Origin of the sequence: Leifsonia sp. 115AMFTsu3.1, assembly GCF_004362795.1 — a bacterium.
GTDB lineage: Bacteria > Actinomycetota > Actinomycetes > Actinomycetales > Microbacteriaceae > Leifsonia.
The window spans coordinates 183169-195962 of sequence record NZ_SNYB01000002.1 but is presented as its reverse complement, the minus strand read 5'-3'; the positions used below and the strand labels follow the sequence as shown (position 1 = coordinate 195962).

At 67.4% G+C, this 12794-nt stretch carries 9 protein-coding genes; 3 read left to right on the top strand and 6 right to left on the bottom strand.

Going from position 1 to position 12794, the window contains the following annotated elements:
• Positions 1-66: 66 nt before the first annotated feature.
• From AXZ95_RS11910 to AXZ95_RS11885, 6 genes are all read right to left on the bottom strand, one after another.
• Positions 67-1698: a DUF5597 domain-containing protein gene (locus tag AXZ95_RS11910; RefSeq protein WP_018192587.1), complete on the bottom strand. Its 1632-nt coding sequence runs from the start codon at positions 1696-1698 to the stop codon at positions 67-69.
• 61 nt (positions 1699-1759) lie between these two features.
• Positions 1760-3259 carry an NAD(P)-dependent oxidoreductase gene (locus AXZ95_RS11905; protein WP_018192588.1) on the bottom strand — a complete coding sequence of 500 codons (1500 nt, stop codon included), beginning with the start codon at positions 3257-3259 and terminating at the stop codon, positions 1760-1762.
• A 5-nt stretch (positions 3260-3264) separates the two neighbouring features.
• On the bottom strand, positions 3265-5481 hold the full coding sequence (locus AXZ95_RS11900; protein WP_018192589.1) for a glycoside hydrolase family 3 C-terminal domain-containing protein: 2217 nt from the start codon (positions 5479-5481) through the stop codon (positions 3265-3267).
• Positions 5478-6359, bottom strand: coding sequence for an alpha/beta hydrolase fold domain-containing protein (locus AXZ95_RS11895; RefSeq protein WP_018192590.1), 882 nt, complete (start codon positions 6357-6359; stop codon positions 5478-5480). The genes AXZ95_RS11900 and AXZ95_RS11895 overlap by 4 nt, the downstream gene beginning before the upstream one ends.
• Entirely contained in the window at positions 6356-8839 is a 2484-nt protein-coding gene (locus tag AXZ95_RS11890) for a glycoside hydrolase family 78 protein (protein ID WP_018192591.1), read from the bottom strand. The genes AXZ95_RS11895 and AXZ95_RS11890 overlap by 4 nt, the downstream gene beginning before the upstream one ends.
• Positions 8840-8886: 47 nt before the next feature.
• Positions 8887-10221 carry an MFS transporter gene (locus AXZ95_RS11885; RefSeq protein ID WP_018192592.1) on the bottom strand — a complete coding sequence of 445 codons (1335 nt, stop codon included), beginning with the start codon at positions 10219-10221 and terminating at the stop codon, positions 8887-8889.
• A gap of 120 nt (positions 10222-10341) precedes the next feature.
• Between AXZ95_RS11885 and AXZ95_RS11880 the strand changes: the two genes are divergently transcribed.
• The 3 genes from AXZ95_RS11880 to AXZ95_RS11870 all read left to right on the top strand — a co-directional run bounded on the left by AXZ95_RS11880 (position 10342) and on the right by AXZ95_RS11870 (position 12700).
• Entirely contained in the window at positions 10342-11343 is a 1002-nt protein-coding gene (locus AXZ95_RS11880) for a LacI family DNA-binding transcriptional regulator (RefSeq protein WP_231374515.1), read from the top strand.
• 158 nt (positions 11344-11501) lie between these two features.
• Positions 11502-12092 (top strand): sigma-70 family RNA polymerase sigma factor, encoded by a 591-nt coding sequence (locus AXZ95_RS11875; RefSeq protein WP_018192594.1) that lies wholly within the window; start codon positions 11502-11504, stop codon positions 12090-12092.
• A complete protein-coding gene (locus AXZ95_RS11870; protein WP_026307329.1) occupies positions 12089-12700 on the top strand; it encodes a hypothetical protein in 612 nt (203 codons plus the stop codon). Before AXZ95_RS11875 ends, AXZ95_RS11870 begins: the two co-directional genes overlap by 4 nt.
• Positions 12701-12794: the final 94 nt, after the last annotated feature.

Here is a 12794-nt window from a genome sequence, read left to right as displayed (position 1 = left end):
ATGCACGGAGCCCTGCCTCGACCGGCCGCAGTTGTGGGGTTCTTCTGTCGGCCGCCCGTCGCCCGTTCAGTATTGGTAAGCACTGATCCTGGTTACTGCGGCTTCGGGGATGCGCGTGGGGATCACGCGGCCGGGGAGCAGGGAGGAGCCGGGGGGTGGGAATGGAATCAGCGTGCCGCCGGCCGTCTCGTCGCCATTGAGCTGCCGAGCAACGGTCAACTGGCCATCCGCGTGATCGTAATGGGTCGCTGAGAGGAAGGAGACCTTCCGACCGTTCCGCGGCTCGAGGGTGATCCAGAAACCACGGCCGATGATGTACGCGCCGTCGCCGTCTTCGATGGCGATGCCATACCCGGGATAGATCGGGGTCACCATCCCCCATTCGTCGCGCGAGTGCACCTGGATGGTGAAACGATCGAATGCGAGAGTCGCCGCGGGGTTCTCGTCGTTCAGCACGAATCCGTGAATTCGAGCGTCAGGGTTCCGTCGGATCAGGGTCGCCGCCGCGGAGAGCAGGGCGTAGCCGTCCTTGACCACTGCGGCGTCGGCGTCCTCCGCCGTGTAGGCGTCAACGCCGAAGAGCGATACCCCCACCGCGCGGTGCCCACCGACGGCGGAGAACATCTGGCCCACGCCCTCAGCGTCAGCCCGCAGTTCCGGCACGAACAGGCGGTCGCGGCGGGAGCGGTACGCGGCGACGACGGGCTCGGCATCCTTCACGTAAGCGTCCACGGCGAGGAAGTGCAATGACGGCGCCAACGCCTCCCAGATCGCGGCGACCGGCATCACCGGCCCGCCGCTCGGGTACTGTCCCGGTCGCTTCCCACCCGCGAGCGCCACCGGGCCATCGAGCACGCTGTCGGAATCCAGCCAGGCGTTCACGAACAGGGGGACGTCGTATTCTGCCGCCCCCGCTGCGGCGACGACCTCGGTGTATGCAGCGAAGGCTGCGGCCATGAAGGCCTCGTCCACGCGGTCGCCGGCGGGGAAGAGCTCAGCCCAGGTACCCTCTCGGCGAGCGCCCGTATCACGCCATTCGGCATGGATCGGAGCGTTCTCGTCACCGGCGATCGCCTCGACGACCGCAGCAGGGACCGTCGTTGCGAATGCGCGCTCGGCGAGCAACCCGCGATCCCGGCTGTCGCCCAGCAGTCCGATCTCGTTCTCCACCTGGACGGCGATCACGGTCCTATCGGCGTCCACCTCGCGGATGTGGCGCAGCAATGCCGCGAACGCGCGCGCGTCGGCGTCGCGCGCTGCCACGCCGAACGGCGTGACCTGCTCGACCTTCGACCCATCCGACAGCTCGCTTCGCGGGAACCGTTCCAGGTCGGTCTTGACCCACGCGGGCACATAGGTCGAGACAGCGTTCTTCCACGATCCGAACCACAGCGGGATGAGCCGAAGGCCCCGCTCGCGCGCCGCGCCGATCATCCGGTCGAGAAGCGTGAAGTCGAACGTGCCCTCAGCCGGCTCGAGCAGCTCCCACGCCACCGGTGCCAGCACGGTGTTGGCGCCGAGTCCCTGTACCGCCGTGAACGAGGCCTCAATGGCGGGGATGCTGCTCGAACTCGAGTTATGCACCTCTGCTCCGATGACCGGGAACGGCTCACCGTCGACGGCGAGGTAGCCGCCAGCCCACGACTCGGTTGCGGATGGTGTTCGAGCATCTTCCGGACTCGATGTTTCGATCGTCATGAAGGACTTCCTAGAAGGTCAGCGGTTGGGGCGGATGCGGAGGACGACGGCTCCCCGAGGTTCACTGCGACGGCTGCGCGAACCCAGCGGATCTCGTTGAGGCGGAGTAGAGCTGGGCGAGAAACGGGTTGCGCTCGGCCTGACGCTCGTAGCCGGCACTGTCGCGAGTGCATTCGGGGCACCAGTGGCCGCCGCTCAGGATCAGGAACGGACTGGCCGCGAAGATGTGGCCGAACGCGCAGCTCCATATCAGCGGCTCGCGCGGACGCCCGTCCTGAACGACCGGTGAGACGAGTTCCCCGCCGCGGAACTCGGCGGCGTGGACGTAGTCGGCACGAGCCCACTCACCGGGCGCAATGTCCTCGTCGAAGCCGTGGTCCAGATACGACGGAGTACGCGATGGCTCCGGGGCGGTGAACGTCGTCCAATCGCCGATGGCCTTCCACTCCTCCAGTGATCCGAAGTGGGCGCGGATCGCCGCCTCGTCGTGGTGAGCGATGGCGTGCATCGTCCCGCGGGGTTTCCGCGTGAGCGGGCGCATGACGAGGTTCTTCACGATCCACCCGGGAACACGGCCGGCCGACCTGACTGAGTCAGGCAGCGTCGCGACGGCGCGCGCGAGCGTCTGCTCGAAGGTGTCCCGCCGGAACGGCACGAGGTCGTTGAGCCGGTCGCTGTCGGTGTACCAGTGGCCGTGGAAGTTGCGGGTGGCGAACCAGTTGCGGTTGTACCACCCGCGCACGTCGCTCACGCCGAGTGCGCCGCTGATCGATGTCTGGAGTTGCCAGTTCGTCAGCCTCCACTCCTCGCCGCCGCCGATGTTGTAGATGCCGCCCCAGAATTCTCCGGGCAGGTCGCGCTCGGCGATACCGGCGAGTAGGCGCGCCGAGTCCTCGGCCGTCGCCCACTCCATGACGCCACCCAGGGTGGAGTGGGTCATGATCGGGTCACGCAGGGCGAGCATCCCGGGGTGGAAGATGCCGGTCTGGCGCAGCCATGCCCACTTCGGCAGCCGCGACTCGACCAGCAGCTTCTCCGCGACCACCTTGGTCTGCCCATACTCGTCGAACTGCGAAACGCGGATGGGGTCGCCGACCCGGCCCCAGTGGATCGGCGGGGTCCGGTCGCCGGTCTCGGCGACCGAACCGATGCCTACGACTCCGACCGATTCAGGGTCGGGCAGAGCCGCGACCGCGCGGATGATGTTCTGCATGCTGCCGATGTTCACGCGCTGCGCGAGCTCCGGGTGCTGGTCGGCGAGCGGCGAGACGACGGCGCCGACGTGCAGGATCAGGTCGACATCGCGGATGGCGCGCTGCACATCAGCGGGGTTGAGCAGATCGCCCCAGAAGACCTCGAGGTTCTCCATGTCGGCGAACTCGTCGAGAACCGCCCTGTCCTGCAGTGTGTCGAGCGCAAACGCGACGACCACCATTCGGTCGCCGCGCTCCCGGAACTCGCGGAGCGCGGCGCGGCCCCAGTTGCCGGTCGCCCCGGTGAGGAGGACGCGCGTCCTCGTCAGCTCTGGGAACCGTCCCTCCGATTCGTGAGTTGTGCGCACGCCGACTAGACCTCGGCCGGCTGTCGGCTCAGAGCGATCAGCAAGTCCAGGGTCTCCTCGGGCAGACCGACTCCGGGGAACCGTGCGAACTGGTCCATCGGCATGGAGTCGACCATCCGCAGCATGTCCGCTCCCGACTCGGCCGCCTCCCGCTGCTCAGGGGTGGCGTTCGCGAGCATCCCTTCCATGAGCGCCGGCCCGACGACCGGGTGGGCGAAGAACTCCTTCACCGTCGAGGTGCGAGTCAGCTCCTGCGGCGCTTCCGTATCGCCCTCCAGCTCGACGTCGACGCGCGCGACGATGTCTGATGCGGAGCGGCCGATCTCGACCCCGTAGCTGCCGGGCTCCACCCACCAGCGGTGGCCTCGGACGTCCCAGAACCGGAACGCCGTCCGATCCAGTTCGAGCGCGATTCTCCTCGACTCTCCCGGCTTCAGCGTCACCTTCGCGAACGTGCCGAGCTCCCGGGCGGGTCGCCGGACACGCGATGCGGGCGGTGCGACGTACACCTGCACGACCTCCGCACCGGCGACTGCGCCCGTGTTCGTCACGGTGACGTGGGCCACGGCGCGATCGGCCCCGGACGCTTCGACGCTCAGATCGCTGACGTCGAATGTGGTGTACGACAGGCCGTGGCCGAACGGGTAGCGTGCGCCCTGCCCGGAGGTCACGTGCGCCCGGTAGCCGACGAAGACGCCCTCGCCGTACCGCACGGCTTCCTGCTCGCCGGGGAAGGTGAAGTACGACGGTGTGTCAGCGAGCGACACGGGGATGGTCTCCGCGAGGCGTCCCGACGGGTTGGTGGCGCCGGTGAGCACGTCGGTGATCGCCCCGCCGATCGCCTGTCCGAGTGCCCAGCCCTCGACGATGGCATCGACGGAGTCGTGCCACGGTTCGAGGGTGACCACTCCGCCGTTCGCAAGAACCACGACGGTCCGCGGTGCGACCGCGGCGACGGCCTGGATGAGTTCCACCTGTCCTTCCGGCAGGTGCAGATCCACACGGTCGAAGCCCTCCGACTGCTCGCTCTCCCAGAGCCCGGCGAAGACGATCGCGACGTCCGCATCCCCGGCGACGCTCCGTGCATCCTGCAGCAGCGCCTCGTCGGTGCCGGTGGAGGTGTAACCAGTGGAGAATGCAACATCGCCGAACACGGTTCGCAGTTCCTCAAGCGGGATGTCGACACGTGTCGGATTCACATGGGACGACCCTCCGCCCTGGAACTGCGGATCGACGGCCAGCGCCCCCAGGACGGCCAGCTTGGTCTCCGGTTTGAGCGGAAGCGTGCCGTTCTCGTTTCGGAGGAGGACGACGGACTCGGCTGCAGCCCGTCGCGCAAGCTGGTGATGAGCGTCGATATCGAAAGACGCACCTCGCTCCGCCGTCCGCTCGATCAGCTGCCGGAGCCTCTGGATGCTGACATCGATGACGTCCTCGCTCAGCCTGCCTTCGCTCACGGCGGCGACGATGTCCCCGGTTCCCGCGCCGTTGCTGGAGGGCATCTCCAGATCGAGCCCGGCGGCGAGTGCGACGACGCGGTCCTTGATCGCGCCCCAGTCGGAGACCACGAGACCGTCGAAGCCCCACTCGTCGCGCAGCAGGTCGGTCAGCAACCAGCGGTTCTCGGAGGAATAGACACCGTTGATGGCGTTGTACGAGCTCATCACCGTCCACGGCGTCGCCTGCGTCACGATCCGCTCGAAGACCGCCAAGTAGAGTTCGCGGAGAGTGCGCTCATCCACTTCGGCGCTGACGCGCATGCGGTCGGTCTCTTGGTTGTTGACGGCGAAGTGCTTGAGAGAGGCTGCGACGCCCTGGCTCTGGACACCTTTCACCCACTCGGCGCCCAGTACGCCGGCGAGCAACGGATCCTCGGAGAGATACTCGAAGTTGCGGCCGCCGAGAGGTGAACGCTTGAGGTTGACCGCGGGGCCCAGGAGCACCTGCACGTCGAGAGCGCGCGCTTCTCGCCCGAGCGCGACGCCGACCTCGCGGACGAGCTGCGGGTTCCAGCTGGAGGCGATCGCCGATCCCGTCGGGAAACACGTCGCCGGTTCACTGTCGTACACGCCGAGGTGGTCGCCGGTCCGTCCCTGCCTGCGCACACCGTGCGGTCCGTCGCTCAGGACGATCGCGGGTAGGCCTGCCGCGGCGGCGGAGCGGGTGAAGTCCTGGCCGCCGAGCGCTGACGCGCGTTCCTCGATGCTGTAGTGGTCGCTCATTGGATTGCTCCTCTGGTTGTCTGTGTGGCGGGTTGCTGAGCGGGATGCGCGGTACGGGTGAGCCAGCCGCTGATCGTTGCCATTCCGGTGGCGAAGTAGCCGGATCCCGGTCGGTTGAGAAAGCCGTGTGGCGCCTCTGCGACGATCTCGTAATCGACCGGGACCTGGAAGCGGTCGAGCTCGGCGGCGAAGGCTCCACCGGAAGCGCGGAGCGAGTCGCGGTCGGCGTCCACGAGAAGGGTCGGTGGGAATCCGCTCAGGTCGTGCCCACCAGGGAATGCGGTACCGTCGGCCGTTGCTTCGGGACTCCCCGCGTAGTTGCGGTTCATGCGCTCGACCGTTTGAGGTCGGAACTGAGCGATCGCGTGTCGTCCTCGGATCCTGGCTCGGAGCTCATCCTGGATGGGCGGCAGGTGGGCGTGGAAGGCGCCATAGGCCAAGACCAAAGCAGCCGGACCCGGCCTCTTCTCGCGGACGAGCCGGAGCGTGGCCGCGGCAGCCAGGCACGCGCCCGCGCTTGCTCCGCCGAGAATGACCCGCCCATCCATCGCCTCGGAACGGATCTGGTCGACAGTATCCAGAACGTCCTCCAGCGGGATCGGGAATCGTATCCCGCCCAAGACCCCAGGCTTCGTCTTTCGGATGGGACTCCAGCGGGGGACTCGTCGGTAGTCGACGGCGACGACCGGTCGCCCGGTCGCCGCGAGCGCGAGAGCCGGCGCGTGCGATTCCGGCTGATCGAGGCCACCGTACGAGAACGCTCCCCCGTGCAGCCACACCAACGAGTCGGCTCCCGCTAGCGGGGTCTGGGGTCGGTAGCGGCGGATCGGTATCGGGCCGTGGCGACCGTTGACGACATCGTCTTCGATTGCGGTCACGCCGGCACACTCGCCTCGGTGACGGCGTTCTCGAGGTCCTCCCGGAGCTCGGGGGCGGCACCGGGGATGTATTGCAGAAGAAGCTCCAGCGTCATGCCGGCGGCCTCCGGCGCGTTGCCGTCGATCGGGATCCCGGGCAGATGTTTGGCGAAGACTTCGGTCAGGCTCCGCCACACGATCGGGTCCGCGGCGAGGACGTTGAGTGCGGTGTCCATCGAGTAGTCGGGGCGCTCGGCCCCAGGCGCGCTGTATCGCCACGTGTGCGTGCCCGCTTCGACGGTGACCTCCGCCGCTTCCGGATGCAGCGGCAGCCGCACGAGCGCTTCCGTTCCGCTGGGAACGGTCACGTCGACCGTCATGACCCCCTCTTCGATACGCCATGTCACAGCCACCTGGCCGTGCACGGTGTCGTGCCGAGCGGAGGCATGGGTGAGGCCGCCGCCGGGCTGCGGTGCGATCAGGATGCGTCGGTAGCCGGGCTCCATGGCCTGGATGCCGCCGACGACCCGATGCAGCCACGAGCACACCGCGCCGAGTGCGTAGTGATTCAGGGAGGTCATCCCCGACGGGTTGATCGTGCCGTCCGGGCGGATGGAGTCCCACCGCTCCCAGATCGTGGTCGCACCCATGGTGACCGGGTAGAGGAAGGAGGGGCAGCGGGTCTCAGTGAGCAGCGCGTACGCGTCCGCGAGGTGTCCGGTGCTGGAGAGCGCGTCGGTGACCATGGGCGTTCCGGCGAACCCGGTCGAGATGGTGAAGCCTGTCTTGGCGACCAACCGGGCGAGCTCGTCGCCGGCGTGCTGACGCTGGTCCTCATCGAGCAGGCCGAAGCAGATCGCCAGCGCGTACGCTGTCGCGGTCTCGTTCGTCACGCGGCCAGCGGCCGTCACGTACTCGCGTCGGAAGGCGGCGCGAACGCGGTCGGCTAGAGCGGCGAAATGACGCGCGTCGTCGTCCTCCCCGAGGATCGCAGCCGTCTGGGCCATCTCACGGGTGGTCTTTGCGAGGTACGCGGAGGCGACCAGGTGGCGGTCGGTCTTCCCGCCGGCCGGGTTGTCCATCGGCGCGTCGGGATCGAGCCAGTCGCCGTACTGGAAGCCGCTGGACCACAAGCCGTTCTCGTCGAGCAGTGCTTCGACGCTGCGGATGAATGCCGTCATCGACGGATAGGCGCGGCGAAGAATGCCGTCGTCGCCGTACTCCTGATACAGAGTCCACGGGAGGCTCACCGCGACGTCGCTCCACAGTGCGGTCGGCGGCGACGGTGTGGAGAGGATGTCCGGCACGACCCATGGCACGTACCCCTTTTCCGCCTGTTCAGCGGCCAGGTCGTCCAGCCAGGAGCCGACGACTGCGCGCACGTCGTAGAGATACGCGGCGGTCGGCGCAAATGCGTTCAGGTCCCCGGTCCATCCCAGCCGCTCGTCGCGCTGCGGGCAGTCGGTGGGGACGCCGACGAAGTTGTCACGCATCGACCAGACGGCGTTCTCATGCATGCGGTTGACCAGCTCGTTGGAGGTTTCGAACCAGCCCGTCCGGCGCATGTCGCTGTGCACGACGATCGCCCGCAGATCCTCGCCTCGAAGCTCCCCCGGCCACCCCTCGACCTCGGCATAACGGAAGCCGTGGAAGGTGAACCGGGGCTCGAAGGTCTCGGGTCCGCCGCCTGCGGCGGTGAAGGAATCCGTCGCCTTGGCCGTCCGCAACGTCTCGGTGTCGAGTTCACCGTCGGTCAGGGTCTCCGCATGGCGCAGCGTGATCGTGTCGCCTTCCGAAGCTCTCACCGTGAAGCGGACCCAACCGGAGATGTTCTGCCCGAAGTCCACGATCGTCCGGCCGGACGGGCTCGTCGTGATCTCGACCGGGGCGAGCTGCTCCACACGACGGATCGGGTCGGCGGTGCGGTCGAACAGCGCTTCCGACGGCCATTCGAACAGTTCCACGGTCGACCATCCGGAGTCGTCGAATCCCGGCTCGGACCACCCGTTCGGTTCGAGGCGGGCATCCACTGTTTCTCCGTCGTAGATCGACGACGAGAGGATCGCGCCGGTGGAGGAACGGAAGTCCTCGTCGGTGACGACGAGCTGCGCGCCGTCAGCGTATTCGAGCGTGAGTTCGGCCCAGAGGGCGGGGCTTTCGCTGTAGTGGTTGCGCTTGTTCTCCCAACCGAGCCGTCCCAGCGCCCAGCCGTCGCCGACGATCGCGCCCAGGACGTTCTCACCGGGGACGATGAGGTCCGTCACGTCATGGGTGCTCACGGCGAGCCTGTTCCGGTAGGACGTCCAGCCCGGCGCCAGGACTTCGTCTCCAACGCGGCTGCCGTTCACCCACGGCTCGACCAGCCCGACCGCGGTGATGCGCAGAGTCGCAGCGATCAAGCCGTCCGGCGCAGTGAAGCGTCGACGGAAGTAGGGAGCGGGGTCGCCCTCCTTCCCGGTGGGGAAGGCCGGAGTGATGAACTGAGCGGTTGAGAGGGGCACGGATCCAATACCTGTCTGTGAGAAAGCGTCCGAAGGATGAGGCGGGGTCAGCGAACGGACCGGATGCGGAGGACAGCGGTTCCGCCGAGCAATACGCAGGCGGCAGCGACGATGAACAGCAGCGTGTAGTTCTTGCCGCCGGCGGCGGCTCCGATCGCGAGAAAGAGCGGTGCGATCAGGGGGGCGACGGACTGAGGGAGGGATGTGGCGAACCCGACGATGCCCATGTATCGGCCGGCGTCCGTCTCACGCTCCGGGAGGACGTCGAGCAGGAGCGCCTGGTCAACGGCCGCGAACCCGCCGAGACCGAGCGAGACGATGAGGGAGCCGACGATCAGCACAGGCAGCTCGGTGGAGAACGCCATCGTGAGCATCCCGACCGCCATCAATGCCCCGGAGAGGACGACGAACGGCTTGCGCCGCTTGATCTTGTCGGAGAGGAATCCGCCGCCGATAGCGCCGATCGTCGTCGCCAGCACACCGATGCCCCCGGCGGCCGCGATGACCCCGCCGACCTTGTCGACGGAGACGCCCATACGAGAGGCGAAGAAGAACGCGGTGAATGTGGTGTTGAGGGTGAGGCCGAAGTAGAACAGGAACCTGCCCAGCCAGTTCCAGGAGAAGTCCGGGAATTTCCGCGGGTTGAAAACGTACTTCGCCAGCAACGTCTTGGCAGTGAGCCGATCTCCGAAATGCAGGTCCCGGCTGTCGGCCTCATGGACGAAGAGCACGAACAGCAGAACCGAGACGACTCCGACCAGTCCGGGGATCAGGAACAGCAGGAGCGGGTTGCCGGACAGCCCGCCGGCGATGATGACGCCGAACACGGGAGCGATCTGCGTGGCCAGTCCTCCCAGGCCGGCGACCTTGCCACGCTGGGACTCGGGAAGGCGGTCCGCCTGCGAGTTCGTCAGGCCGCTGAGAGCCTGTCCCCAGCCGAGCTGGGCCAGGATCCACCCGAGACCGAGGACCAGGATGGATGGCGCCAGCGCCATCACCAGGAGGGAGACCACGCCGAGGAGCGTGCCGACGATGATGAACGGGCGTCGGCGGCCCAGCCGGGTGCGGGTGCGGTCGCTCGCGACTCCGAGCAGCGGGCCGGTGAGCATGACGGCGAAAGCACCGATGCCCGTGATGTATCCGAGGTACTCGTCGTGCCCAGGAGCCAAGGCGTCCACTCGGATCGCGAGCGAAATCGCAAGCGGTGTGATGAAGGCCATGAACACGCCGAACTGGGCGATCACGAGCAACCAGATGTAGCGGGCGCCGACCTTCGGGAGTTCCGTCGGCGGCGCCGCGGCCTCCGCCGCGATCACCGCCGGGTCAACGGCTGCAGCGGGGAGCGGGGGTGCAGCGACGGGGACCTCATCCGAACTGTTCATTAAGACTCCGTTGTCATGAGAAGGAAGAAGATTACTAGCACGAGCTAGTGGAGCAACTATAAACATGTCCAACTAGCACGTGCAAGTGCGAGATAGAGTCAGGACATCGAAGGAGAGTCTGTGACGAATTCGGAAACCCTCAGGCGCGTGACCGCCGCCGATGTCGCGCGCGCGCTGGGCATCTCCCGCGCCACGGTCGGCTTCGTCCTCAACAACACTCCCGGTCAGACGATCTCCCCCGCGACCCGCGAGCGCGTGCTCGCCGAAGCGAAGCGTCTCGGCTACCGACCGCACACGGCCGCGCGCGCACTCCGGAGCGGTCAGAGCCGCATCGTGCTGCTGATCCTCCCCGACTGGCCGATGGACTACAGCGTGCGCACGCATCTGGATGAGGCCTCGCTGGTTCTCGATCGCGCCGGGTACTCGTTGGTAACGATGACGCCGCACCCCGGCGGGCAGGCTCAACCGCTGTGGGAGACGCTGCGCCCCGACGTGGTACTCGGGATGGCGCCCCTCCCCCGCAAGACGGTCTCGGAGATCCGCGACAGTGGCGTGCAGCACGTGATCGCAGCCGTTCTCGAAGACGAAGCAGGAGCCGCCGCGGACGACCTGCGATACATCGAAGGGCCGCGCATCCAGGTCGAGCACCTCCTCGAGCGGGGCCGCACCACTCTTGCATTCGCCGGCTCGGCAGACCCGCGCATCGCGGACCTCGTGCGCACCCGCCGTGCCCTGGCGGGTAGGACACTGCTGGAACGGACCGGCAGCGGCTTTGCCGCGGATGCGGACATCGACTCGACCAACGCGCCCGAGGTCGTCGAGGGGTGGTTGGCGCAAGGAATCGATGGCATCGTCGCCTACAACGACGACATCGCCGCACTTGTCACCGGCGCCGTTCTCCGCTCCGGACGCACTGTGCCGGGCGACGTCGCAGTGATCGGCCACGACGACAGCCCTCTGGCGTCGCTCTTCGTCCCCAGCCTGACGAGCGTGCGGATCGACACGGCGGGACTCGGCCGCTACGTCGCGGAATTGGCGCTGAGCGCCGTGACCGAAACCGCGAAGCCCGAGGCCGGACCCGAGACAGAGGCACAGCTGGTCATCCGCGAGTCGACCGCGTGACGGTGAGCGGCCGGTGCCTCGCGCACTGACCGACTATTCGGCACCCCCACCGAACCCCACGGTCGACCAGCGCTCCCGAATGCGCGGTCGCACTTGACGACCTGAGACGAGCGCGTGGGTCGCGGGAACCGTTTCACGGGTTCGGACATTATCGAGATGTGAGAAGCGATGACATCGATGAGCCGGCCCTGCTGGCACGCGCTCGAGCGGGCGATCCGGACGCGTTCGGCGACCTGTTCGACCTGCACCGCGACCGCGTATTCCGTCATGCCCTGCGTTTGACGCCGTCGGTGCACGACGCCGAGGACGTGACCGGCATGGTGTTCTTGGAGGCGTGGCGGCGGCGCGAGGTGATGCGCGATGTCGACGGCTCGGTCATCGGGTGGCTCCTGGTGACCGCGAACAACGTCGGCCGGAACTTCTCCCGTTCACGGCGCCGGTACCAACACGTTCTCACCGTTCTGCCCAAGCAGGAGAACGCGCCGGATCACAGTGACGCGGTCGACGACCGGCTGGATTCCGACCCACGGCGGAGCGCTCTGCGGTCGGCGCTTCCGCGCTTGTCGCGGAGAGATCAGGACATCCTCTCGTTGTGCGTCATCGAAGAACTCAGCACGGCCGACGCCGCAGCGGTATTGCAGGTCCCTCCCGGCACCGTGAAGTCACGCCTCTCACGGGCCAAGGCCCGCCTGGCCGGTCTGCTCCACGAAACGACCCCGCTTGTCTCGATGGAAGGAGACTTCCGATGAACGACGACATCCGCTTCGACAGTGGCCGAAGTGCGGCCTGGAGGAATGCCATCGTGGAGGCCGCACGCGCGGACCGAGCCGGGCGCACGAGTACGCGCAAGCGAGTGGCGCTGATCGTCGGTCTGGTCATCGCGGCGCTTCTGGTTTCCGGTGGCGGTGTCGCTTACGCGCTGAGCGCCCACCTGCTCACGCCCACCACGGCGCCGATGGTTTACACCGCGACTCCGGAGGTTCGAAACACGGAGCCTCCGTCCGTCACCCCCGCTCCAACACCGACACCGACGCCGACACCGACGGAGACGTCGGCACCGTCGACCGCCGACTACACCGTGCTGGGCTTCGACGCCGTTCAGCTTCGAGACATGTGTCAGGAAGCAGTTCGAACCAAGTACTCGAGTTGGGAGCAGACGAGCCCTGGTGTCACCGAGTTCGGGCCCCTCACTCCTGACACCCTGAGAGACGCTCAGGAGGACGGCGCTGGTCACGTAGCGATCTTCGCGTCCTCGGTCGGTAACAATGCGGGCGGCCAGCCCCAAGTGTGGATTTGCGAGTTCGAGGGCGACCCGACGAACCCGGAGCTCATCAACGCCTCGTTCCCGGACAGATGACGAACCGCTGAGGCTGCGACTCGGTCGGCTGATGCGGCGTCAGACCGTAAGCAATGGCAGCCGAAATGGGCGCGCTCTTACCAAGCCCCAGCGG